The following is a 22,554-nucleotide window of genomic DNA, read 5'->3' as shown; positions in this document are numbered from 1 at the left end:
CCGGAGTTGAGCGTCAATCTGTCAATGTTTCGGTGACGCTTGGATCAGGGCCTCCCGAAGCCGATCAAAGGCAGCCCGCGTCGGCGCCGGTAGCGGGCGGGCGCCGTCGCTGCTGCCGACATCGGCGATCACGGCTTCCACCAGCGCGAACAAGGCACCACCAGTGGCCTCGGGGACGGCCGAGAGAGTCTCGCGGACCAGCACGGCTCGGGTGAAGCGCCGATCCCACCGGCGGTCGGCTCCGACCCGGCGGTGCACCTCGAGGGCAGCCGACCGCAGACGGGCCAGGCTTTCGCCGTACGGGTCCGGGCCCGGAAGCCGACCTCGGACAGCCGCCACCAATCGCAGTCTCCGCTGCTCAGCGGCCTGTCGGCTGCCCAGGCCGAGCGCGTCGGCGATCTCACCCCAGGTGGCGCCCGCGCGCCGGGCCCGGTCGATCAGCTCGAGCTCCTCAGCGTCGATACGTGCTCGCGCCGCGGGCACACCTCTCAGTCCGCTCAGATCGGCCATCCGGCAAGCGTAGAGCCATTGTCAACAGTTCGTTGACAACCTCAGGAGCGAAGCGACTTCAACAGGGCGATGTCGGCCGCGTGGCCCTCGTGTTCGACCGTCGGCGTCTCGACGATCACCGGGAGTCCGGCGGCGGCCGGGTGGGCCAGCAGCTCGGCGAACGGGGCGGCACCGATACGGCCCTGCCCGATCGTCTCGTGGCGGTCACGGGTGGAGCCGCACTCGTCCTTCGAGTCGTTCGCGTGGATCAGCTTGAGGCGTCCCGGGCCGGCCGCGGCCACCAGCGCGTCGAGCGTCTCGGTCATGCCGCCCGGCGTCGCCAGGTCGTGCCCGGCGGCCCAGGCGTGGCACGTGTCGAAGCAGACGCCCAGCCCGGGGTGATTCTCCACCGCGTCCAGATAGCGCGTCAGATCCTGCACCTTGGACGCCAGGCTGCGGCCCCCGCCGGCACTCGGCTCGACCAGCAGTTGCGGCATGCCGTCCCGGTCGAGCAGCGGCAACAGAGCCTCGTGCAGCTGGTGAAAGGCCTTGTCCTCGTGGGCCTCGTCGACCGAGCTGCCCGCGTGGAAGACCACACCGGTGGCCCCGATCGCCTGGCCCCGCTCGAGCGCGTGGGCCAGCACGGCGATCGACTTCTCGACGGTCAGCTCGGTCGGCGAGCCCAGGTTGACCAGCAGCGAGGCGTGGATGTAGGCCGGGATCTCCCGGGAGCCGATGCCGTCGCGGAACAGGACGTCCTGCTTCGGGTCGCCCGGCGGCAGGGCCCAGCCGCGCGAGTTCGAGACGTAGACCTGCAGCGTCTCGGACCCGGCGGCGTCGACATACGGGAGGGCGGCCTTGGCCAGCCCACCCGACGTCTTCGTGTGCGAGCCGATCCGGCTCAGAAGCATTGGAGCGCGACCTCGGTCTGCGGCTCGACCTGGGTGTTGCCGGCCGGCTGCTGGCTGCGGACGAAGGCGTTGCCGTTGAAGTCGATCCGGACACGCAGGCCCAGGCCCTCCAGCGTCTGCTTGGCCTGCGGGCAGGGCTGGTTGGTCAGGTCGGGCACGGTGACCAGCGGCGGGCCCTTGCTGACGTCGAGGGTGATCTCGTCGTCCTTGTTGGCGCCCGTGCCGGCCTTCGGGGTCTGCCCGATGACCGAGTCCTTCGGCTGGTCGCTGTCCTTGTACCGCTCGGCGGCGGTCAGGCCCAGCTGAGCCAGCTCGTTGCGGGCGTCGTTGATGTTCTTGCCGTTGAGGTCGGGCACCCGGATCGGCGCGCGGCCCTTGCTGACCACGACGGTGACCGTCGCGCCCCGCTTGAGCTGGGTGCCGGTCTTGGGGTCGGACGAGATGACCGCGCCCTCGGGCACCGTGTCGCTGTATTGCCCGGCGCCCTCTTTGACCTTGAGGCTGAGCTGCTCGAGCTCACCACGGGCGGCGGCCAGCTCGGCCCCGGCCAGGTCGGGCACCGCGAAGCGCTCGGGGCCCAGCGAGAGCGTCACCGTGATGATGCCGCCCTTGACCACCTTGCCGCCGGGCTCCGGGTCCTGGGCGACCACCGTGTCCTTGGGCACCGTCTCGTTGTACGCGCCATCGCCGTACAGGACCTCGAAGCCCTGCTGCTGCGCGCCCAGCTCGACCTGCGCGCGGGTCTGGTTGATCAGCGACGGCGCGTCGGTGTAGCGGCCCAGCGTGACCCACCACGTGCTGCCGATGACGACCAGCACCATGACTGCCACGGCGGCCGACAGCAGGATGCGCCGCCGGTCGGTGCCGCCGCTGCCGCGTTTGGCCGAGCGCGGGAGCCGGCCCGCGGTGTATTCCTGACCCCGCGGGGCTTGATGGGGCAGCCGCGCCCACGGCGGGCGGTCCCCCACGCCGACGGCCGGCACGACCGTGGTCGCGTCGGTCACCGCGGAGCGCGAGGGCGGGACCTGGCGCAGGAGTGCGGTCTCGACATTGGCCGCGCCCAGATCGTCGCGGACGGTCTGCACCTCGGCCAGCAGCGCGCCGGCGTCGGTCGGCCGGGCGCCCGGGTCGCGGCGGGTGGCGCGGGCGGTCAGGTCGTCGAGCACCTTGGGCAGGCCCTTGACGACGCTCGAGGGCGCGGGCACGTCGTTGTCGACGTGCTCCCAGGCGACCGCGACCGGGTCGTCACCGTCGAACGGGACCCGGCCGGTGAGCATCTCGAACAGCACGATGCCGGCCGAGTAGACGTCGGTGCGCGCGTCGGCGTGGCCGTCGGTGACCAGCTCGGGCGCGACGTAGGCCACGGTCGCCATGAGCTGACCGGACTCGTCGGCCGTGCTGCTCGCCTCGACCGCGCGGGCCAGCCCGAAGTCGGCCACCTTGACCACGGCGTCGACCAGGTTGGCCAGCCCGCCGCTGGGCGCCTCGGCGACCAGCACGTTCTCCGGCTTGACGTCGCGGTGCACCAGGCCCGCCCGGTGGGCGGCGGCGATCGCGGCGAGCATCTGCTCGAGGATCGCCAGGGCCTCGACCGGACTCAGCCGGCGGCGCTGGGTGAGCAGGTCGCGCAGGGTGCGACCCTGCACGTACTCCATGACCAGATAGGGCAGGCCCTGGTGGCGACCCTGGTCGTACACGGCCACGACGTTGGGATGGGTGAGCCGGGCGATCGTCTTGGCCTCGTCGGTGAACCTGTCCACGAAGTGGGCGTTGGTCGCTTGCGACGGGTGAATGATCTTCAGAGCGACGGTGCGCTCGAGTCGTTCATCAGTGGCGGTGTAGACGGTCGCCATGCCACCACGGGCCACCCGACCGGTGATCCGGTAGCGGCCGTCAATCGTCGTGCCGATCAACGTGTCGGCGACTGTGGTGTCCATCGGCGTGAAGTGTATGTGTCTTTCGCGTGGGGGCAGTCCAGGATGTCACAGCTGAGTCCGAACGGGTACGGAGGCATGCGTCACCCGCGCCGGAACTGCCCCGGCAAATGCTGATTTAGTGGTGCCTCCGACGCCGGTGACCATCCCAGGAACGACTTGGTGACACCGAGTCCGACGGCTCCGCCGACTCGCTCGGCGACTCCTGCGGGCTCGGGGAGACCGAGGGCGACGGGGTGGGCGACGCCGCGGGAGCGGTCGGTGTCGGAACCGGCGCCTCACAATGACATTCCGGACTTGCCGGTTTCATGGTCTTCTTCGGACCGGTGGGCCGGGCCGGCGGATCGGTGGCTCGGGGCGCCGCGGCGGGCGGCACCGGGGAGACCCGGACGACCGGCGCGACCTTCGGTGACCCGGCCGGCGCGGGCCGGGCCGCCGCCGTCCTGGTCGCCGCGACCCGCCCGGGCGTCGACGACGGTCCCATCCGCGCCGACGTGGTCACGGCGGCCCGCGGCGGGAAGGTGCCGGCCGCCGCGGACTTCTCGGTCACCAGGGAGCCGAGCCCGTTCACCACGACCAGATAGGCGCCGGTCGCGCCGACCACGGTCAGCATCCCCAACGCGGTCACCGCCACGGCCCGGCGGGGGCGACGGGCGGGCGGGGCGGGTTCGGCCCGCCCGACGAGACCGTCCAGGCCCCAGGTGCCCATCCCGGTCGACGTCACGTCCGGTCCCCCGGCGGGCGGTGCGGCCGGCGGTGTCCGGCCCAGGTCGTAGCGCAGCGAACGCCACGCGCCGGCCACCTCCGTACGGGTCCTGCGCAACAGGCTCATCGGGTTCCTCCCCCACTCTCGTACGCTGTAGTGGTGAGCGATTCCGTAACCGCCGGACCGACCGAGTGGGTCACCCTGCCCGACGTCTCCACGAAGCTCGATGTGTCGATCAGCAAGGTGCACCAGATGATCCGCGACGGGCACCTGCTGGCCGTCCGCCGTGAGGGCATCCGCGTGGTCCCCGCCGAGCTCGTGGCCAACAGCACAGTGCTGAAGCACCTCCCCGGCATCCTGACCCTGCTTCGTGACGCCGGGTACAACGACGAAGAGGCCCTCCGGTGGCTGTACGAGCCGGACGAGACCCTGGACGGCAACGGCGCCAAGGGGCTCGGCGGCGACCGGGCCCGCGAGGTGAAGCGGCGCGCTCAGGCGCTCGGCTTCTGACCGCCGGGGGCGGCGGGCCGTCAGACCGTACGGCGGGTGGCGGCGTCGGCCAGGCGGTGCAGCACGCCGCGGGCCTCGTCGTCGATGGGGGCCGCGGCCAGCGCGGTCAGTGAGGCCGCCATCAGCTCGTCGATGCGCCGCTCGGTGGCGGTCAGCGCGCCGCTGTCGCGGATCAGCGTCCGCAACCGGGTGACGCGGCGGTCGTCCAGGCCCTGGTCGCCCAGCCCGGCGTCGAGCTCGGCCCGCCCGGCCTCGTCCAGTCCGGCGAACGCCGCTGCCACCAGATAGGTGCGCTTGCCCTCGCGCAGGTCGTCGCCGGCCGGCTTGCCGGTGCGCTCCGGGTCGCCGAACACGCCGAGGATGTCGTCCCGCAGCTGGAACGCCTCGCCCAGCGGCAGGCCGAAGCCCGAATACGCCTCGTGCAGGTCGGCCGGCGCCCCGGCGATGGCCGCGCCCAGCAGCAGCGGACGCTCGACCGTGTATTTGGCCGACTTGAAGCGGGCCACCTTGCCCGCCCGCTCGAGCGACGTGTCCGCCGTGGCCTGGGTCAGCACGTCCAGGTATTGCCCCACGGTGACCTCGGTGCGCATCTCGTCGAAGATCGGCCGCCCCCGGGTCAGCTCGGCCGCGCCGACCCCGGAGGTGTGCAGCAGCTCGTCCGACCAGACCAGGGCCAGGTCGCCCAGCAGCACCGCGGCGCTGTCGCCGAACGCCGCCGAGCCGCCCCGCCAGCCGGCCTCCGTGTGCCGGGCCTCGAACCGGCGGTGCACCGACGGCTCGCCGCGCCGGGTGTCCGAGCGGTCCATCAGGTCGTCGTGGATGAGCGCGCTGGCCTGCACCAGCTCCAGCGCCGACACGGCGGCCACGATCTGGTCGGTGTCCGCGCCGCCCGCCCCGCGGTAACCCCAGTAGGCGAAGGCCGGTCGCAGCCGCTTGCCGCCACCCAGCACGAAGTCCTCCAGCGCCTCGGCCACGGCGGCCAGCGCGGGGTCGATGCCGGTGAGCCGGGCCCGCTGCCCGGACAGGAAGGCGGCGAGCGCCTTGTCGACGCGGGCGCGCAGGTCAGCGGCTTCCAGAGGGGAGGTCACGGCACGACGCTAGCGGACGTCCTCGGTACAGTCTTGTTGTGGCTCTCGGACTTCCTTCCCGTCTTCCCGCGACTCCGGCGATCGGCGAGCTCGTCCGGGGGTCCGCGCCCACGTTCTCGTTCGAGTTCTTCCCGCCCAAGACGGCCGAGGGCGAGCGGCTGCTGTGGCGGGCGATCCGCGAGCTCGAGTCGCTGCAGCCCAGCTTCGTCTCGATCACCTACGGCGCGGGCGGCACCACCCGCGACACGACGGTCCAGGTCACCGAGCGGGTCGCGACCGAGACGACGCTGCTGCCGATGGCCCACCTGACAGCGGTCAACCACTCGGTCGCCGAGCTGCGCAACGTGATCGGCCGGCTGGCCGGGGCGGGCATCCGCAACGTGCTGGCGGTGCGGGGCGACCCGCCCGGTGACCCGATGGGCGACTGGGTGCGGCACCCCGAGGGCGTGCTCTACGCCGAGGACCTGGTGCGCCTGCTCAAGGAGTCGGGCGACTTCAACGTCGGGGTGGCCGCGTTCCCCTACAAGCACCCCCGGTCGGCGGACATCGAGACCGACACCGCCCATTTCGTCAGCAAATGCCGCGCGGGCGCCGACTTCGCGATCACCCAGATGTTCTTCGACGCCGACGACTACCTGCGGCTGCGCGACCGGGTCGCGGCGGCCGGGTGTGACACCCCGATCGTGCCCGGCGTCATGCCGGTGACCCGGATGGCCACCATCGAGCGGTCGTCGCAGCTCTCCGGCGCGCCGTTCCCGCCGGCGCTGCTGGCCCGCTTCGACCGGGTGGCCCACGACGAGGCCGCGGTTCGGGACCTCGGGGTCGAGCTGTGCGCCGAGATGTGTGCCCGTCTGCTCGAGGAGGGTGTCCCCGGCATCCACTTCATCACGCTCAACCGCTCGACCGCGACGCGCGAGGTGTGGCAGCTGCTGGCCCCGCCGGACGTGGCCGCGGCCGCCTGACCCCGTGCTCTGGGACGACTACGCCGCGACCTGGTCCGGGCTGCACGGCGGCTTCGACCCCCGGCGGGCCAATGTCCTCGTCCGGGGCTGGGTCCGGATCGCCTACGGCGCCGGCTCCTGGCTGGCCCGGCACCGCATCGGCCCGATGGCCGTGACCACCGCGGGTCTGCTGGTCTGCGCCGCGGTGCCGGTGTCGGTGTGGCTGCTCGACCGGCCCGGCATCTTCCTGGCCGCCGTCCTGGTGCTGGTGGCCGCCCTGGCCGACGGCCTGGACGGCGCCGTCGCGGTGCTCACCGGCAAGACCAGCCGTCTCGGCTACGTCTACGACTCGGTGGCCGACCGCCTGGGCGAGCTGGCCTGGCTGGCCGCGTTCTGGCTGGCCGGCGCCCCCGGCTGGCTGGTGGTCACCGCGGGCGCGGCGAGCTGGCTCCAGGAGTACGCCCGGGCCCGGGCCACCGCGGCCGGCATGTCGGAGATCGGCGTCGTCACGGTCGCCGAGCGCCCCACCCGCGTCCTGACCGCCATCTTCGGCCTGCTGGCGGCGTTCGCCTTCGCGCCGTTGATCACGGCCGCCACCGCCGTCTGGCTGGCCCTGGCCGTGATCGCCGGCGCCCAGCTGACCATCGCCATCCGCCGCGCCCTGCGATGATCGTTAATCGGTTGTGAGCGGGGCGCGACGGATCGTACGGTTGTCCACATCGGAGCCGCCGGGTCGGGCGGCGGGCGGGCACGGGGGCAGGCCCGCCGACCGTCCCGGCCCCGGATCATCCGGTTGCGGATAGTCCGGAGTTAGGCTGGATCGGTGTCCGCCCCCGAACGCACCGAACGTGACGTCACCGGCCTGCTCAACATGGCCGGCCACGCCCTCTCCAACCGGCTGTCGGCCGCCCTGGCCGACGTCGGCCTCACCGCTCGCATGCAGTGTGTGCTGGTGCACGCGCTCGAGCGGGAGCGCACCCAGATCCAGCTGGCCGCCCTGGCCGACCTCGACAAGACCACCATGGTCAGCACGGTCGACGACCTGGAGCGCCGCGGCTTCGCCGAACGCCGTCCCTCGGCCACCGACCGCCGGGCGCGCGTCATCGCGGTCACCGAGAAGGGCCGCCTCGCCGCCGAGGAGGGTCAGCGGATCGTCGACCGGGTCCACGCGGACGCGCTCAGCAGCCTGCCCGACGACGCCCGGGCGGCCTTCGTGCGGGCGCTGAGCCAGCTCGCGGACACCACCCGCGACCCCGGCCCGCAGCCCGTCCGCCGAGCCCGCGGCCGCTGACGTCCCGATCCCCCCGTCGAACAGAAGCCGATCACCCGTCGACACCGACGACGGCCGCGTCCGCCCCGCCCACCAGGTCGCCCGCGGCGTCGCGCCGGGCATGCCGCTGTGAATGCTGAAGCAGGAACAACGTCCGGCACCTTCGATCCGGCCATAGCGGATAGTCCGGTAGCGGATTATCTGTTACGGTCGGGCCATGAGCGCTCCCTGGAACAAGCGCGCGGGTGCCCTGGCGGTTCTCTGCGCGATGTCCTTGATGATCGTCCTGGACAGCACGATCGTGGCCGTCGCGGTGCCGGACATCCAGCGCGACCTCGGCTTCTCCGACGCCGGCATCTCGTGGGTGGTCAACGGCTACCTGATCGCCTTCGCCGGGCTGCTGCTGCTCGCCGGGCGCCTCGGTGATTTGGTCGGGGCATGGCGGGTCTTCCTCGCCGGACTCGCCGTCTTTACCGTGGCCAGCGTGCTGTGCGGGCTCGCGCCGACGGCCGGCGCCCTGATCGCCGGGCGCTTCCTGCAGGGCGCGGGCGGGGCACTGGCCGCGGCCGTCGTGCTCGGCATGATCGTGCGGCTCTTCCCGGAGCCCGCCGAGCAGGCCCGCGCGATGGGCATCTACAGCTTCACGCAGGCCGGCGGGGCCGCGGCCGGATTCGTGCTCGGCGGCCTGCTCACCGACGCGCTCGGCTGGCCGGTGATCTTCCTGATCAACGTGCCGATCGGCCTGGCCGTGGGGCTGGCCGGCCGCCGCCTGCTCCCCCGCGAGGCCGGCCCGGGGCTGAGCCAGGGTCTCGACGTACCCGGTGCTCTGCTGATCACGGCGGGGCTCTCGCTCGGCGTGTACGCGATCGTGCGTACCGCCGAGCCCGAAGCCGGACCCACCGCCGCCGCGACCGGCGCGGCCGCCGCACTCCTGATCCTCGGCTTCCTCCTGCGTCAGCGCCTGGCCCGCCGTCCGCTCATCCCGCTCGGCATCCTCGGGCGCCGCCGGCTGCTGATCACCCATGCCGCGGTGGTCCTGGTCTTCGCGACCGGGATGGGCTTCCAGTTCATCAACGCGCTGTTCGTGCAGCGCGTCATGGGCTACGACGCGCTCGGCACCGGCCTGGCCTTCCTGCCCACACCCATCGTGATCGGCCTGGTCTCACTCTTCGTGGCGCCCCGCCTGACCGGCCGTCTCGGTCCGCGACCGGTGCTCATCACCGGCCTGTCGCTGCTCCTGGCCGGTCTGCTGCTGCTCGGCCGCCTGCCCGCGACCCCGTCCTACTGGTCCGACATGCTGCCCGCCCTGACCGTGATGGGCCTCGGAGTCGGTGTCACCGTCCCGTCGATCATCATGCTGGCCATGGCCGGCGCCGCCCCGGCCGACACTGGCCTGGTCTCGGGCTTCACCAACACCGCCCAGCAGGCCGGCGGCGCCCTCGGCCTCTCCGTGCTGGCCGCCGCGGCCGCCGGCCACACCGCCGCGCAGACCGGCGTCCCCGAGGCGGTGGCTCTGCACGCCGGCTACACCCGGGCATTCCTGGTCGCGGCCGGCTTCGTGCTCACCGCCCTGCTGATCACCGGGCTGGCCCTGCGCAAGCGACCCCGAGCGACTCCGCCGACACCGGCCCCGAGCCCGGGCCGCCGGCCCGGTCCGCTGACCGACCTTCCGGGCTCACTCGTTGCCGAACAACTTCTCGGCAGTTTCCCGGCATTCACGGGAAACGAAGAACTCGTACCGCAAGGTCACCACGATGTCGCCGGAAGAGAGGCGGAGACTCTCGCGGGTCGACACGTCGAAGAAGACAGTGGTGCCGTCGGCCTTGCCGAGATAGAGCAGACACGAACGACCCTTTAGTCCCACCGCCTTCTCGCTGTCGGCGTCCTTCCAGGCGACCGAGGCCGGCACAGCTTGAACAGCCAAAACCGGCAGATACGGAACGCCGATGAAGTAGACGTTCCGCACGGTCTGCCCGGCCTGCGCGAGACCACCCTGCCACCAGGCCAACGAGGGCAGGCTGACGAACACAACAATCGCGGCGGCCACGACGCTCCGGCCGACGATGCGGCGTAGAGTGCGTCTCCCGACGGCTTGGCGCAGGTCGCGAAGGGCTGGTCGCTTCCGCCGCCGCAGAGTGGGCAGCACGATCCGAGCCACTGTGTAGACGGCCGTGGCGGCGGCGATCAGTGCGGCCCCGATGACAATCAGCTCCACCGCACCGACGACCGACTCGGAGATGATGCGGGTGTACGTGTAACCGACCTCTTCCGGTGTCGTCCTCAAACGGAGATAAAAGAAGAGATAGGCCAGCCGGAACAGTCCGTAGAGCACAACGCCCACGGCCCCGATAGCCGGCAGGTAATCTCTGATGAAAAGCGTCAACTTCTTATGCGTTTCATTTTCGCCGGCCGGCGCGGAACTCATTTCGTGAACTCGACGCAGGCGGATCCACCGTCGTCCCGTACGGCGCAGGGCGCCTTCAACCAGATGCCGTAGAGACCGGGCAGGTCTTTCGGGCGAAGAGCCACCGAGTATCTCGCCTCGCCGTGCTTGTCGGCGGCAGCCACCGGCAGTGCCCGCACGAATCGCAACGATGCTCGGGCGTCGGCCCGGGGCCCGTAAAGGAAGATGTTGACCGGCTTGCCGCCAGGAAACCCGGCCAGCTCGAGGACCGTCCCGGCCGTCGCCGACGGACCACGGTCGGACACCTGGTGGACGGTCGGAGTGGTGGGCCGGGTGACCCGGATCGTCGCGGTGGCCGGCTCCACTCCGGGCCCGGAGACCCGGACGGCCCACCGCCCGAGCGGCATGCCAAGGCGGAAGATCAACGGGAGGTTCGACTCGGTGGTGCGATGAGTGCGGACCTCGCCCCCGGGGCCGCTCAGTCGCACCGTCACGGTCTCGCCGTCCGGGAAATCGAGGAAGCAGATCGTCATCGGTTCGAGTCGCTGCGCCTCGATGGGCGTCGTCAGATGAAGCCCGGGCCTCAGGATGCTGTCGAACCGGCAGTTGTGGCCCGGCGTCGACCTGAAGAGACCACCGGGATGATCGCCCGTCGACAACGGAGTGCCCGCGGGGACGGCACTCGTCGTGGGCGATCCGGCCGGGGTGTCGGGTTCGGCGTCCCCTCGTCCGGGCTCCGTACCGTCCGGGGTTTCACCCGGCTCGGACGCGGACGTTTCCTCGGTCCGCCGGGCCGGGGACACCGACGGAACTCCGGTCGGCTTCGCACTGAGCTCAGGTTGCGGGCTCCCAGGAGCGCTCGGCGTCGCCGCGGGCGCCTCCCTGTCCGGGGGAGCTTCGCCGGCACCGGACGTCCGAGTGCACCCGGCGCCGACGCACAGGACGCCGGCCAGCACGCCACTCAGAACTGCGGCAGCCGAATTCCGGCCGCCTCTTCTCACAATGTTGATCATAGGATTGTTTTCCGCGAAGAGGAGCAGCCGGAGGGGCTGAAGATCGAATAGGATCGAACTGATCGCCACATCGTGAACTACGCGGTCAAGAGCGGCAACTCCGACCGCGCGCATTGGCACGCGGTATTCACTGAAGCGCCGGACGGCTCCCACCCGAAGCACAATGAGGAAAAGAAACAGCGTCGATCACGTCTCATTTGCAGAATTCGATCTTCAAATACCGTAGCCGCCGGGCCGGGGCCTTCCGACCGGATGCCATATCCGGACCTTCCGGCCCATGGCAGCCACCGCGTCCCACCCCGTGATCCTCTTCATCGAGAGGTCACCGGCTATCCTTCTCCGGCTCGCGGCTTCGCGATGGCGTGTGTGTCGCACCGTCCAGGCCGCGGCACGGACGGCGAGGAGAGGCGGAGATCGCGGTGGCCCAGCTGCACTTCCGGTACGCGGCGATGAACAGTGGCAAAAGCACGATGGTGCTGCAATACCGGCACACCTACGCCGCGTGTGGGCGGAACGGGCTGCTCATGACCCGGCTCGACCGGGCCGGTGAAGGCATCGTCTCGTCGCGCATCGGGATCAGCGCCGACGCCATCGAGTTCGGCGCGGAGACCGACCTCGGCCACGTCGTGCTGGCCCACCCCGGCGCCCGGGTCGACCACGTCATCCTCGACGAGGCCCAGTTCCTCTCGGCCGAGCAGGTCGATCAGCTGGCCTGGCTGGTCGACGACCACGACATCGACGTGTTCACCTTCGGCCTGCTGTCGGATTTCCGCGGCGAGCAGTTCCCCGGCTCGGCCCGGCTGGTCGTGCTGGCCGACGTCGTCGAGTCGCTCCAGGTCTATCCGATGTGCTGGTGCGGCCAGCCGGCCCGGATGAACGCCCGGGTCGCCGACGGCGTCATGGTCCGCGACGGCGACACCGTCGTGGTGGGCAACACCGACGCCGACGCCGAGGTGCGTTACGTCGTCCTGTGCCGTCGCCATCACCGCGCCGGCCGGCCCTATGCCCCGGCGCCGGTGGTCAGCTTGGCGGCATGATCAGGGGCACCTCGGGTGGGCCGTCGCGCAGCAACGCCGGCAGGAGCGCGGGCAGGTCGCGTGGCCCGAACAGGTCCCTCGACGCGGCCATTTCCGGAGCGCTCCACCAGCGGAACTCGCCGACGTTCTCGGCGGCCAGCTGCTCGGCGGTCAGCGTGCCCCGCGCGGCGAAGGCGGGCACCCGCACCAGGAAGTAGTCGTTGATGGCACCGTCGTAGCCGGGCAGGTAGCCGACCCCGTGCGTCTCCCGATGCCAGACGTGCGGCGGCGTGCCGGTCAGCTCCAGGCCCGTCTCCTCGGCCAGCTCCCGCCGCAACGCGTCCAGCAGCGTCTCGCCCGCCTCGATCCCGCCGCCGGGCGGCACCCAGAGGGTGGCCTCGCCCAGCGGCGTCGCATAGAGCAGCAGCCGGTCGTCCGGGTCGAGAACCAGCCCGCGGACGGAATGACGCAGCCTCATGCCGTGCGCAGCCTCATGCCGTGCGCAGCAGCCCGCCGAGCACGTCGATCGCCTGGTCCACCCCGGCGTCGTCCACGTCCAGGTGGATGATCACCCGGGCGATCGACGGCAGCATCGGCGAGATCAGCACGCCCTGCTCGGCGGCCCGGGCGGTCAGGGCGGGCGCGTCGAGCCCGGTCTTGGACAGGTCGAGCAGCACGATGTTGGTGCGGACGGCGGCCGGGTCGACCACGCCGAACGGGGCGAGTGCCTCGGCCAGCCGGCGAGCGCGGGCGTGGTCGTCGGCCAGCCGGTCGATGTGGTTCTCGAGCGCGTGCAGCCCGGCCGCGGCCAGGATGCCGACCTGCCGCATGCCGCCGCCCAGCCGCTTGCGCAGCACCCGGGCCCGCGCCATGTTGTCGCGGCTGCCGATGATCAGCGAGCCGACCGGGGCGCCGAGCCCCTTGGACAGGCACACCGACAAGGTGTCGAACAACGCACCGTACGAGGAAAGGGGAACCCCGTCGGCCACGGCCGCGTGCCAGATCCGCGCGCCGTCACAGTGCAGACCGACGCCCGCTTCCTCCGACGCCTCCCGCAGCGCCCGCAGCACCGGCAGCGGCACCACCGTGCCACCACCGAGATTGTGCGTCTGCTCGACGGCGATCGCCCGCGTCGCCACCGACGGGTAGCCGGCCGGCCGGATCATCGCGGCGATCTGCTCGACGTCGAGCTCGGCCCCGACCGAGGGCCACGTCCGCGTCGAGATGCCACCGAGCGCGGCGGCCCCGCCCAGCTCGTAGGTAACGACGTGCGCGTCCGCTCCGGCCAGCAGCTCACCGCCGACCGGCACGTGCAGCTGCAGCGCGATCTGGTTGGCCATCGTGCCCGAGGGGGCGAACAGCGCCGCCTCGTGCCCGAACATCTCGGCCGCGCGCGCCTCGAGCCGCAGCACTGTCGGGTCGTCCCCGAAGACGTCATCGCCCACCTCGGCGTACGCCATGGCCTCGCGCATCGAAGGCGTCGGCCGGGTGACGGTGTCGGAGCGTAGATCAACCACGAAGCATCTCCGCGACGAGGAACGCGAGCTCGAGGCTCTGCTGGGTGTTGAGCCGGGGGTCGCAGGCCGTCTCGTAACGGCCGGGCAGGTCGAGATCCTCGATGCCCTGCGCGCCGCCCAGGCACTCGGTCACATCCTCGCCGGTCAGCTCGATGTGGATGCCGCCCGGGTGGGTGCCGAGACCGCGGTGCACCTCGAAGTAGCCGAGCACCTCGTCGACGATGCGGTCGAAGTGGCGGGTCTTGTAGCCGTTGGACGACTCGTGCGTGTTGCCGTGCATCGGGTCGCACTGCCAGACGACCTTGGCGCCGGCCGCGGTGACCTTCTCGACGATCGGCGGCAGCGCGTCGCGCACCTTGCCGTTGCCCATCCGGCTGATCAGCGTGAGCCGGCCCGGGATGTTGTGCGGGTTGAGTTTCTCGCACAGCTCGATGGCCGTCTCGGGCGACGTGCCGGGGCCGAGCTTGACCCCGATCGGGTTGGCGATCCGGCTGATGAAGTCGATGTGCGCGTGGTCGAGCTGGCGGGTGCGCTCGCCGATCCACAGGAAGTGCCCGCTCAACCCGTACGCCTTGCCGTCGCTCACCCGGGTGAGGGCGCGGTCGTACTCGAGCGCCAGCGCCTCGTGCGAGCAGTAGAGGCTGACCGTCCGCAGGGCCTCGTTGTCGGTCATGCCGCAGGCGCGGATGAAGTCGAGGGCGCGGTCGATCTCGCGGGCGATGGCGTCGTAGCGCTCGCCGGCCGGCGAGGCCCGCACGAAGTCCTTGTTCCAGTCGTGCAGCCCGTGCAGGTCGGCCAGGCCGCCGGCCAGATAGGCCCGGAGCATGTTCATCGCCGCGGCCGAGTTCGCGTACGCCCGGATCATGCGCTGCGGGTCGGCCACGCGGGCCGCCTCGTCGGCGTCCAGCGAGTTGATCAGGTCGCCGCGGTAGGCCGGGAGGCCGAGCGAGTCGGTCGGCGCGGAGCGCGGCTTGGTGTACTGCCCGGCGACGCGGGCGACCTTGACGACGGGCATCGAGGCCCCGTACGTCAGCACGACCGCCATCTGCAGCAGCGTGCGCGCGTTGGCCAGCAGGTGGCTCTCGGTGTTGTCGGCGAACGTCTCGGCGCAGTCACCGCCCTGGAGCAGGAACGCCCGCCCCTCGCACACGTCGGCCAGCTTGACCCGCAGCTGGTCGACCTCGTAGGGCGCGACGATCGACGGCACGTTGTCGAGGACCTGGCAGACCGAGGCCACCTCGTCCAGGTCGGCCCACGGCGGCATCTGCACCCGGGGCAGGTCGCGCCACCGGTCGAGGCCGAGCGCCTCGTCCTCGGCCGAGTCGGTCGACGGGCGGGAGGTCTGCAGGGCCGGGTTGCCCACCCCCGGGTAGCTGAGCTGATGCCACTCTCGCTGCATGGGGAAAGCGTACGGAAGCGGGGCACCGAGCTTGCGCCCGGTGCCCCGCTTCACTGAGGAGAAGAAGGATCAGAGGTTGTTCTTGATGGCCGAGATCAGCTCGCCGTTGCTGGTGTCACCGGAGAACTCCCAGAAGAAGGCTCCGCCGAGACCCTGCTGCTTCACGTAGGACATCTTCCCGGCGATGGTCGACGGGGTGTCGTAGCTCCACCAGTTGCTGCCGCACTTGGCGTACGCGGTGCCCGCGATCGTGCCCGTGGCCGGGCAGCTGTTCTTGAGCACCTTGTAGTCCTCGATGCCGGCCTCGTAGGTGCCCGGCGCCGCACCGCTGGCCGAGCCGCCCGGGGTGGCCTGGGTGACGCCGGTCCAGCCGCGGCCGTAGAAGCCGATGCCCAGGAGCATCTTGCTGGCCGGGACGCCCTTGCTCTTGAGCTTCTGGATCGCCGCGTCGGACCAGAACCCCTGGTTCGGGATGCCGGCGTACGAGGTGAGCGGCGAGTGCGGGGCGGTCGGGCCCTGCGCGGCGAAGGCGCCGTAGTAGTCGTAGGTCATCGGGAAGACCAGGTTCAGCTTCGAGATGCCGGAGGCGTAGTCGGCCGCGTCGAGCTTGCCGCCGTTCGAGCCGTCGGCCGAGATGGCCGAGGTGACCAGGAAGTTCTGGCCGAACTTGGTGCGCAGCGCGCTGATCACCTTGTTGTACGAGTCGGGGCCGGACGCGTCGCAGCTCAGGCCGCAGGCGTTCGGGTACTCCCAGTCGACGTCGATGCCGTCGAAGACGTCGGCCCAGCGGGAGTCCTTGACCAGGTTGTAGCAGGAGTTGGCGAACGCGGTCGGGTTGGCCGCGGCCTGGGTGAAGCCGCCGGACCAGGTCCAGCCGCCGAACGACCAGATCACCTTGATGTTGGGGTACTGCTTCTTGAGCTTGCGCAGCTGGTTGAACGAGCCGCGCAGCGCGCCGGCGTCCCAGGTGTCGGCCACGCCGTCCACACTGTTGGCCGCGGTGTAGGCCTGGTCGTAGTCGGCGTAGGCGTCACCGATGGAGCACTGGCCGCCGGTGGTGTTGCCGAACGCGTACAGGATGTGCGTCAGCTTGGCCGCGGAACCCGAGGTGACCAGGTTCTTCACGAAGTACTGCCGGCCGTAGACGCCCCACTCGGCGAAGTAGCCGACGACGTTCTTGCCACTGGCGCCCGGCGGAGTCGTCGTCGGAGGCGTGGTGGTGGGGGGCGTGGTGGTGGGGGGCGTGGTGGTCGGGGGTGTCGTGGGCGGTGTGGTCGGCGGGGTGGTGGGGCCACCGCCGCAGACGCCGTTGTCGATCCAGACGGCCCACTGGCTGCTGTTCGTGGCCGGCGACTCGTTCTGAGTCCACCACTTGGCGGTGTAGTTGTGGCCGCTCTGCGATGCGACGTTGTCCTTGACGTAAACGGCGCTGGAGGACCACGCGGGGGCACAGGCCGCAGCTGCCGAGGCCTGTGTCGCCGGGATCGCGGCGGTGGCGGCCACCAGCACGATCGCCGACGCCCAGGTGGCGCGGCGGAGGGATTTCTGCACTGGGTCTCCTCATGGAACAGTTAGGAAACTTTCCAAAAAGTTCGTTGAGGGTGACGGTAGTCATAGGGATTCACGGACGTCAAGATGTCCAGCTGGGAATACGCAAACGCTTTACTTTGCCACCCGGTCCGCTACGGGGTGCACACTTACGGACACAGCGCGTAGTCTGCGAACATGACCATCTCCAACGCTGTAGTCACTGAGGCCACACGCTGCCGATGAGCATCCGGGTGATTGGAGTCGATGCGTACGCGCTCGGCTGGGTCGGAGTGGAGCTGCGGGACGGCTCGTTCGGCCGGGCCGTGCTGGCCTCCACGTTGTACGAGATCGTGGCCGGCAGTTCGGGCGCCTCGGTCATCGGGGTGGACATCCCGCTGGGCATGCTCCCCGACCGATGGCGGGCCGCCGACACCCTCGCCGCCGACCAGCTGGGTCCCCGTCGCGGCAGCGTCTTCCGGGTGCCGCCCCGCGCGGTCTGGCAGGAGGCCGATTTCACCACGGCCAACCGGCTCTGCCGCGAGCTGACCGGGGCCGGGCTGAGCCGGCAGTCCTGGGCCCTGCGGCCCAAGCTGCTCGAGGCCAACGCGATCTGGGAACGACATCCCGGTCTGCTCTTCGAGGCCCACCCCGAGGTCTCCTTCCGCACGATGGCGGGCGAGCCCCTGCAGTACGCCAAGAAGACCTGGACCGGTCAGGCCCGGCGCCGCGAGCTGCTGGCCCGCAACGGCATCGTGCTGCCCGACCAGCTCGGTCCGGCCGGCCAGGCCCCGCCCGACGACATCCTGGACGCGGCCGCCGTGGCCTGGTCGGCCCACCGGATGGCGACCGGGACGGCGCTCAGCCACCCCAGCCCGCCGGAGGAGAACAACGGCTCGAAGATCGCTATCTGGTACTAGCAGCGATCTCCCGGGCGCGGTCGCGGGCGGCCTCCAGCGCGTTGAGGAAGGACGCCCGCACGCCACCGGCCTCCAGTTCCCGCAGGGCCGCGGCGGTGGTGCCGGCCGGCGAGGTGACCGACTCGCGCAGCTTGGCCGGGTGCTCCCCCGAGTCGCGCAGCATGACCGCCGAGCCGACCGCGGTCTGCACGGCCAGGTCGTGGGCCACCGTGCGGGGCAGCCCGAGCAGGACGCCGGCCTCGATCATCGCCTCGACCACCAGATAGAGATACGCCGGGCCGGAGCCGGAGAGCGCGGTGACCGCGTCCTGCTGGTGTTCCGGGACGCGCAGCGTGCGGCCGATCGGCCGGAAGATCTCCTCGGCCGCGGTCAGGTGCTCCTCGCCGGCGTGCGCCCCCGGGGAGAGCACCGACATCGCCTGGTCGACCAGGGCCGGGGTATTGGTCATGACCCGGACGACCGGGACGCCGGCCGGCAGCCGCTCGGCGAAGAAGCTGGTGGGCAGCCCGGCGCAGAGCGACACGACGAGCTTGTCGGCCGTCACCTTGGCCCCCACCTCGTCGAGCAGCTTGCCCGCGTCCTGCGGCTTCACGCCGACGACGAGCACGTCGGCCCGGGCCACGGCGGCCTCGTTGGACACCGGGCGGATGCCGTAGCGCTCGGCCAGCTCGGCCGCGCGCTCGGGACGCCGCGCGGTGGCCAGCACCTGCTCGACCGGCCGGCCCGAGCGCAGCAGTCCGGCCAGGACCAGCTCGCCGAGCTTGCCCGCCCCCATCACGGCGACGTTCATGTCCGCCCCTTTCGACCAGTAAGGGGCGACCATCGTGGTCGCCCCTTACAGCACGCAGATGACAGATCAGCTGCCGAAGAAGACCTCAGCCTCTTCGTACCGCGACAGCGGCACGGTCTTGAGCTCGCCGGTGCCCTCGAGCAGCGGCACGCGCACGATGTCGGTGCCCCGCAGCGCCATCATCTTACCGAAGTCGCCCTCGTGGACGGCGTCGATCGCCTGCAGGCCGAACCGGGTGGCGAGCACCCGGTCGAACGCGGTCGGGGTGCCACCGCGCTGGATGTGGCCCAGGACGACCGTCCGGGCCTCCTTGCCGGTCTTCTCCTCGAGCTGCTCGGCCAGCCACTGGCCGATGCCGCCCAGCCGGACGTGGCCGAACGAGTCGAGCTCCTTGCTCTGCAGCGACATCTGGCCGTCGAGCGGCTGCGCGCCCTCGGAGACCACGACGATCGGCGCGTACTCGACCTGGAAGCGCTTGGTCACATAAGTCGCGACCTGCTCGACGTCGAACGGGCGCTCGGGCAGCAGGATCACGTTGGCGCCACCGGCCAGGCCGGCGTGCAGGGCGATCCAGCCCGCGTGGCGGCCCATGACCTCGACGACCAGCGTGCGGTGGTGCGACTCGGCCGTGGTGTGCAGCCGGTCGATGGCCTCCATCGCGATGTTGACCGCGGTGTCGAAACCGAACGTGTAGTCGGTCGCGTTCAGGTCGTTGTCGATCGTCTTGGGCACGCCGACCACGTTGACGCCGAGGTCGTTGAGCTTGGTGGCGACGCCGAGGGTGTCCTCGCCGCCGATCGCCACCAGCGCGTCGACGCCCTGCTCGGCCAGGTTGGCCTTGATCTTCTCGACGCCACCCTCGATCTTGAAGGGGTTGGTGCGCGAGGAGCCCAGGATGGTGCCGCCACGGGGCAGGATGCCGCGGACCTCGGCGATGCCGAGCGGCTTCGTCAGACCCTCGAGCGGGCCCTTCCAGCCGTCCCGGAAGCCGACGAACTCGTGACCGTAAGCGGCGACGCCCTTGCGGACCACCGCCCGGATCACCGCGTTGAGACCGGGGCAGTCGCCGCCGCCGGTGAGCACGCCGATACGCATGTTGCTCGTCCTCCCTGTACCGGGTTTGCGAGAAGCTGTTGAGCCCGTCGAGCCCCAGGGAGAATCAGAGTCGGCATCTTTGCCGGGCCCGGGGCGGGCGCGACCCGAACTTTAGTCGCCGCCCGCCGCCCGGACGCAGCCGCCCCGCTAAAGCTTCACGGTTTCGTTCTCGCCCGCGTCCGGGGTCTTACCGGTCACCGCCGCCTTGGCCGCGCCGAGCAGCGTGATGACCTTCGAACTGTGCGCGGCCTCCCAGTACTCGGCCGTGTCGGCGTGCACCTTGACCAGGGTGAGGTTGGGCGTCTCGAGGCCCTCCGGGAACCAGGCCTTGAGGAGGGGGTTCCACAGCTCCTTGGCCTTGGCCGGGTTGTCCGTGCGCACCGCCTGACCGGCGATGGAGATCCAGTTGTTCTGCTTCTGGTCGCTGAACGACACGTTCACCTCGGGGTGCACGGCGATCTGCTCGACCAGGTCGGAGTCGGAATACGTGAAGAACCACAGGTCGCCGTCGAACTCGACGTCCTGCAGGGCCATCGGCCGGCTCACGTGCTTCCCGTCCGCCGTCATCGTGGTCAGCATGCTGATCCGAGCATCCTTGACCATTTCCTTGACCTTGTCGCGGCGTTCCTGCTCGGTGTTCGTCATGCCTGGTCAACTTCCCGGGAAACGACCGGCCAAACCGGGGCCTCAGCCGCCCATGGCACGCCAGCGGGCCAGGTTGTGCCGGGCGTCGACCAGCGCGTCGTGCCGGCCCGACATGGTCGGCAGCGTGGGGCGGCCCTTGTCGTCCCAGAGCTGGCGCAGATCCTTGGTGAAGCGCGGGATGTCGCGCGGCAGGGCCGGCATCGCCCCCCACAGCTGAGCCAGCGCCACGTGGTCGTAGGCGGCGAACCAGGCCCACAGCTCGATCTGCTCGTCGCGGCCGGTGACCGGCTCCTTCAGGAACGCGTAGAGGTCGTCGCGGATGCGCTCGCGGGAGCGCCACGCCGGGTCGGACGGCGACGGCAGCTTGTCGAGCACGTTGCGGCGCACCCAGGGAATCGCCCGGGAGTCGTCGAACTCGGTGCTGACCGCGTAGAACTCACGACCGAACTCGTCGACCACGCCGATCGAGACCAGGTCGACCAGGCGCCCGTCCTCGATGAACTCGCAGTCATAAAAATATCTGTATGCCATCGGGGTCTATTCTTCCAGGGCCGCCCGGGCCAGCTGCAGCCCCTCCGCGGATCCGTGGCGGGCGGCGCGGTCGGCCTGCACGGCCCAGCGCAGCCGCAGCAGCACCGGCAGCACGGCGTGCAGCTCGTCGGCCCCGACCGGACCCGCCGCCAGGTAGCCGTCGATCAGCTCGCCCGACCGCGGCACTCCCCCGGCATAGAGCACGGCCGCGGCCACGTCGTAGACCAGCGGACCGACCCCGCTCGCCCCGCAGTCGAGCAGGCCCGCCCGCCCGGTGCCCGGGTCGACGACGAAGCCGCCCGGGGCGGGGTCACCGTGCAGCACCCCGTAGGTCAGCCGGTCGGTGACCATGAGCCGCGTGGCGGCGGCGGACGCCTCGGCGACGGCCCCGCGCAACCACGGCTCGGCGTCCAGGTGACCGGCCCCCGGGTCGAGCGGCTGCCACGAGCGCAGGCCGGGGTGATGGAAGCCCTGCAGGGCGCGGTGCACCGCGCCCAGGCGGTCGCCCCACCACTGCTGGTCGACCGGGTCGCCGCCGTCGAGCCGGCGGCCGGGCAGCCGGCGCAGCACGGCGAAGGCGCCGGCGCCGGTCTGGGCGGTGAGGCCGCCGGAGAGCGTGCGCACCGGCTCGCCGGCCGGGATGTCACGGCCGCGCAGGTGATCGGCAGCGGCCAAGCCGGCCTCGACCGGCAGCCGGGACTCGGGGTCGCTCAGCCGGACCACGTAGCGGTCGGTGGAGGTGGTCACCTCCCATCCGTACGACAGCAGCACGTCGTCCAGGGCGGTGATCTCGGTCGGGACGAGATGCCACTCGTCCCTCAGCGTCGATCGAAGCAGCTCGGCATCCGGCACGGCGGGATTGTCCGGGCGCAAGAGGCAAATCCGACGGACAACGAGGGCGTCACCCGACCGTATATCACTCAAGGCATTCAGAGGTTTACAGATAGCAACAGGAGCGGAATGATCCTATGAGGCGCTCGCGGTGCAGGCGCGCAGAAATGGCGCCGGCGGGTTGCCGTGTGCTAAGAGTGATCGTTCGCGTCGTGGGGCCCGACGCGGCCCATTTGCCGCCACGGCTCCCACCGGGGGAGGGAAGACGCCGTGGACCATCGCATGCCGGACAATGGCGACGCGCTGACCGGAGTGGACATGTTCGCCGGTCTGGAGCCGGATGTCCGCCAACGGGTCATCGGCCTCGCCGTCCCACGCACGTACCGCAAAGGACAGATCATCTTCGTCGAGCACGATCCCGGCGAATCACTGATCATTTTGAGACGCGGGGCGGTCGCGATCTTCCGCACCGCGCCGACCGGTGAGCGCGCCGTGCTGACCGTGGTGCGCCCGCCCGACGTGATCGGCGAGGTGTCCCTTCTGGACGCTTCGGCCCGCAGCGCGTCGGCCGAGGCGATCGAGGACTGCCAGGCGCTCAGCCTGTCCCGCTCGGCGTTCATCGACCTGGTGCACGCCAACCCGCGGATCCTCGACGCGGTGATGCGCTCGGTCGGCGCGCTGATCCGCCGGCTGACCGAGCAGAACACCGACCACGTCTTCCTCGACCTGCCCGGGCGGGTGGCCAAGACCCTCGTACGGCTGGCCGGCGAGAGCCAGGCGCCGATGATCACGATCGAGCTCAACCAGAGCCAGCTCGCCGAGATGGCGGGTGGCTCACGGCAGAGCGTCAACCAGGCGATCGGCTCGTTCGCCAGCCGCGGCTGGCTGCGCACCGAGGGCCGCCGCATCGTGGTCACCGACCTGCCGGCGCTCCGCCGCCGAGCGGGAATGGTGGGTTGAGCTGTACTTACGGCCTCGCTCCGCTCGGCGGGCACTGCACCCCTTGAGGTCCGTGTC

General features: G+C 71.1%; 23 protein-coding genes. 8 read left to right on the top strand and 15 right to left on the bottom strand.

Translation table 11 applies throughout. The features are described 5' to 3' along the window. Nucleotides 1-21: 21 nt before the first annotated feature. The 4 genes from NAG42_RS12680 to NAG42_RS12665 all read right to left on the bottom strand — a co-directional run bounded on the left by NAG42_RS12680 (nt 22) and on the right by NAG42_RS12665 (nt 4,166). Nucleotides 22-510: a DUF2857 domain-containing protein gene (locus NAG42_RS12680; RefSeq protein ID WP_250030431.1), complete on the bottom strand. Its 489-nt coding sequence runs from the start codon at nt 508-510 to the stop codon at nt 22-24. Nucleotides 511-551: 41 nt separating this feature from the next. Continuing rightward, complete coding sequence (locus NAG42_RS12675) at nt 552-1,400, bottom strand: deoxyribonuclease IV (RefSeq protein ID WP_250030430.1); 849 nt, start codon at nt 1,398-1,400, stop codon at nt 552-554. After that, nucleotides 1,391-3,337, bottom strand: a complete 1,947-nt coding sequence (gene pknB, locus NAG42_RS12670) for a Stk1 family PASTA domain-containing Ser/Thr kinase (protein ID WP_250030429.1) — start codon at nt 3,335-3,337, stop codon at nt 1,391-1,393. Before pknB ends, NAG42_RS12675 begins: the two co-directional genes overlap by 10 nt. A gap of 115 nt (nt 3,338-3,452) precedes the next feature. Beyond that, the gene (locus NAG42_RS12665) at nt 3,453-4,166 is read right to left on the bottom strand and encodes a hypothetical protein (protein WP_250030428.1); all 714 of its coding nucleotides are present in this window, start codon (nt 4,164-4,166) and stop codon (nt 3,453-3,455) included. 33 nt (nt 4,167-4,199) lie between these two features. Here NAG42_RS12665 and NAG42_RS12660 point away from each other — a divergent pair, with 33 nt between their 5' ends. Beyond that, nucleotides 4,200-4,550, top strand: a complete 351-nt coding sequence (locus NAG42_RS12660) for an Rv2175c family DNA-binding protein (protein WP_250030427.1) — start codon at nt 4,200-4,202, stop codon at nt 4,548-4,550. A 20-nt stretch (nt 4,551-4,570) separates the two neighbouring features. On the opposite strand, the gene NAG42_RS12655 is transcribed toward NAG42_RS12660, so the two are convergent. Next, on the bottom strand, nt 4,571-5,626 hold the full coding sequence (locus NAG42_RS12655; RefSeq protein ID WP_250030871.1) for a polyprenyl synthetase family protein: 1,056 nt from the start codon (nt 5,624-5,626) through the stop codon (nt 4,571-4,573). A gap of 50 nt (nt 5,627-5,676) precedes the next feature. Here NAG42_RS12655 and metF point away from each other — a divergent pair, with 50 nt between their 5' ends. The 4 genes from metF (at nt 5,677) to NAG42_RS12635 (ending at nt 9,707) form a co-directional block, all read left to right on the top strand. Beyond that, nucleotides 5,677-6,600, top strand: a complete 924-nt coding sequence (gene metF / locus NAG42_RS12650; RefSeq protein ID WP_250030426.1) for a methylenetetrahydrofolate reductase [NAD(P)H] — start codon at nt 5,677-5,679, stop codon at nt 6,598-6,600. 4 nt (nt 6,601-6,604) lie between these two features. Further along, a complete protein-coding gene (locus tag NAG42_RS12645; RefSeq protein WP_250030425.1) occupies nt 6,605-7,249 on the top strand; it encodes a CDP-alcohol phosphatidyltransferase family protein in 645 nt (214 codons plus the stop codon). Between the two features lie 153 nt (nt 7,250-7,402). Beyond that, nucleotides 7,403-7,870, top strand: a complete 468-nt coding sequence (locus tag NAG42_RS12640; protein ID WP_250030424.1) for a MarR family winged helix-turn-helix transcriptional regulator — start codon at nt 7,403-7,405, stop codon at nt 7,868-7,870. Nucleotides 7,871-8,066: 196 nt separating this feature from the next. Next, nucleotides 8,067-9,707 carry an MFS transporter gene (locus NAG42_RS12635; protein WP_250030423.1) on the top strand — a complete coding sequence of 547 codons (1,641 nt, stop codon included), beginning with the start codon at nt 8,067-8,069 and terminating at the stop codon, nt 9,705-9,707. A 563-nt stretch (nt 9,708-10,270) separates the two neighbouring features. On the opposite strand, the gene NAG42_RS12630 is transcribed toward NAG42_RS12635, so the two are convergent. Beyond that, nucleotides 10,271-10,786: a hypothetical protein gene (locus tag NAG42_RS12630; protein ID WP_250030422.1), complete on the bottom strand. Its 516-nt coding sequence runs from the start codon at nt 10,784-10,786 to the stop codon at nt 10,271-10,273. 899 nt (nt 10,787-11,685) lie between these two features. On the opposite strand from NAG42_RS12630, the gene NAG42_RS12625 reads away from it, so the two are divergent. Further along, nucleotides 11,686-12,303, top strand: a complete 618-nt coding sequence (locus tag NAG42_RS12625) for a thymidine kinase (protein ID WP_250030421.1) — start codon at nt 11,686-11,688, stop codon at nt 12,301-12,303. On the opposite strand, the gene NAG42_RS12620 is transcribed toward NAG42_RS12625, so the two are convergent. From NAG42_RS12620 to NAG42_RS12605, 4 genes are all read right to left on the bottom strand, one after another. Next, on the bottom strand, nt 12,287-12,760 hold the full coding sequence (locus NAG42_RS12620) for an NUDIX domain-containing protein (RefSeq protein WP_250030420.1): 474 nt from the start codon (nt 12,758-12,760) through the stop codon (nt 12,287-12,289). The two genes, NAG42_RS12625 and NAG42_RS12620, sit on opposite strands and share 17 nt — an antisense overlap. Nucleotides 12,761-12,773: 13 nt before the next feature. Next, complete coding sequence (locus NAG42_RS12615; RefSeq protein ID WP_308201145.1) at nt 12,774-13,799, bottom strand: threonine aldolase family protein; 1,026 nt, start codon at nt 13,797-13,799, stop codon at nt 12,774-12,776. Continuing rightward, nucleotides 13,792-15,198, bottom strand: a complete 1,407-nt coding sequence (locus NAG42_RS12610; protein ID WP_250030419.1) for a class II 3-deoxy-7-phosphoheptulonate synthase — start codon at nt 15,196-15,198, stop codon at nt 13,792-13,794. The genes NAG42_RS12615 and NAG42_RS12610 overlap by 8 nt, the downstream gene beginning before the upstream one ends. 69 nt (nt 15,199-15,267) lie before the next feature. Then, nucleotides 15,268-16,749, bottom strand: coding sequence for a glycosyl hydrolase family 18 protein (locus NAG42_RS12605; RefSeq protein ID WP_250030418.1), 1,482 nt, complete (start codon nt 16,747-16,749; stop codon nt 15,268-15,270). A 230-nt stretch (nt 16,750-16,979) separates the two neighbouring features. Here NAG42_RS12605 and NAG42_RS12600 point away from each other — a divergent pair, with 230 nt between their 5' ends. Further along, a complete protein-coding gene (locus tag NAG42_RS12600) occupies nt 16,980-17,645 on the top strand; it encodes a DUF429 domain-containing protein (protein ID WP_250030417.1) in 666 nt (221 codons plus the stop codon). On the opposite strand, the gene proC is transcribed toward NAG42_RS12600, so the two are convergent. From proC to NAG42_RS12575, 5 genes are all read right to left on the bottom strand, one after another. Next, nucleotides 17,632-18,435, bottom strand: coding sequence for a pyrroline-5-carboxylate reductase (gene proC / locus NAG42_RS12595; RefSeq protein WP_250030416.1), 804 nt, complete (start codon nt 18,433-18,435; stop codon nt 17,632-17,634). The genes NAG42_RS12600 and proC overlap by 14 nt on opposite strands. Nucleotides 18,436-18,501: 66 nt before the next feature. Continuing rightward, on the bottom strand, nt 18,502-19,530 hold the full coding sequence (locus NAG42_RS12590) for a 6-phosphofructokinase (RefSeq protein ID WP_250030415.1): 1,029 nt from the start codon (nt 19,528-19,530) through the stop codon (nt 18,502-18,504). A 147-nt stretch (nt 19,531-19,677) separates the two neighbouring features. Continuing rightward, nucleotides 19,678-20,175: a pyridoxamine 5'-phosphate oxidase family protein gene (locus NAG42_RS12585; protein ID WP_250030414.1), complete on the bottom strand. Its 498-nt coding sequence runs from the start codon at nt 20,173-20,175 to the stop codon at nt 19,678-19,680. A gap of 42 nt (nt 20,176-20,217) precedes the next feature. Then, on the bottom strand, nt 20,218-20,706 hold the full coding sequence (locus NAG42_RS12580) for a polyadenylate-specific 3'-exoribonuclease AS (RefSeq protein ID WP_250030413.1): 489 nt from the start codon (nt 20,704-20,706) through the stop codon (nt 20,218-20,220). A gap of 6 nt (nt 20,707-20,712) precedes the next feature. Continuing rightward, nucleotides 20,713-21,558 carry a phosphotransferase enzyme family protein gene (locus NAG42_RS12575; protein ID WP_250030412.1) on the bottom strand — a complete coding sequence of 282 codons (846 nt, stop codon included), beginning with the start codon at nt 21,556-21,558 and terminating at the stop codon, nt 20,713-20,715. 261 nt (nt 21,559-21,819) lie between these two features. On the opposite strand from NAG42_RS12575, the gene NAG42_RS12570 reads away from it, so the two are divergent. After that, nucleotides 21,820-22,497: a Crp/Fnr family transcriptional regulator gene (locus tag NAG42_RS12570; RefSeq protein WP_284045262.1), complete on the top strand. Its 678-nt coding sequence runs from the start codon at nt 21,820-21,822 to the stop codon at nt 22,495-22,497. The last annotated feature ends 57 nt before the right edge of the window (nt 22,498-22,554 follow it).

The sequence above is a fragment of the Paractinoplanes maris genome, from assembly GCF_023544465.1.
Classification (GTDB): Bacteria; Actinomycetota; Actinomycetes; order Mycobacteriales; family Micromonosporaceae; genus Actinoplanes; species Actinoplanes maris.
This window is presented reverse-complemented; position numbering and strand designations above follow the sequence as displayed.

Bases quoted from the DNA above. Each gene is read 5' to 3' on its own strand.
- NAG42_RS12680 (WP_250030431.1), bottom strand. From the start codon at position 510: ATGGCCGATCTGAGCGGACTGAGAGGTGTGCCCGCGGCGCGAGCACGT.
- NAG42_RS12675 (WP_250030430.1), bottom strand. From the start codon at position 1,400: ATGCTTCTGAGCCGGATCGGCTCGCACACGAAGACGTCGGGTGGGCTG.
- pknB (WP_250030429.1), bottom strand. From the start codon at position 3,337: ATGGACACCACAGTCGCCGACACGTTGATCGGCACGACGATTGACGGC.
- NAG42_RS12665 (WP_250030428.1), bottom strand. From the start codon at position 4,166: ATGAGCCTGTTGCGCAGGACCCGTACGGAGGTGGCCGGCGCGTGGCGT.
- NAG42_RS12635 (WP_250030423.1), top strand. From the start codon at position 8,067: ATGAGCGCTCCCTGGAACAAGCGCGCGGGTGCCCTGGCGGTTCTCTGC.
- NAG42_RS12630 (WP_250030422.1), bottom strand. From the start codon at position 10,786: ATGACGATCTGCTTCCTCGATTTCCCGGACGGCGAGACCGTGACGGTG.
- NAG42_RS12620 (WP_250030420.1), bottom strand. From the start codon at position 12,760: ATGAGGCTGCGTCATTCCGTCCGCGGGCTGGTTCTCGACCCGGACGAC.
- NAG42_RS12610 (WP_250030419.1), bottom strand. From the start codon at position 15,198: ATGCAGCGAGAGTGGCATCAGCTCAGCTACCCGGGGGTGGGCAACCCG.
- proC (WP_250030416.1), bottom strand. From the start codon at position 18,435: ATGAACGTCGCCGTGATGGGGGCGGGCAAGCTCGGCGAGCTGGTCCTG.
- NAG42_RS12590 (WP_250030415.1), bottom strand. From the start codon at position 19,530: ATGCGTATCGGCGTGCTCACCGGCGGCGGCGACTGCCCCGGTCTCAAC.
- NAG42_RS12585 (WP_250030414.1), bottom strand. From the start codon at position 20,175: ATGACGAACACCGAGCAGGAACGCCGCGACAAGGTCAAGGAAATGGTC.
- NAG42_RS12580 (WP_250030413.1), bottom strand. From the start codon at position 20,706: ATGGCATACAGATATTTTTATGACTGCGAGTTCATCGAGGACGGGCGC.
- NAG42_RS12570 (WP_284045262.1), top strand. From the start codon at position 21,820: ATGCCGGACAATGGCGACGCGCTGACCGGAGTGGACATGTTCGCCGGT.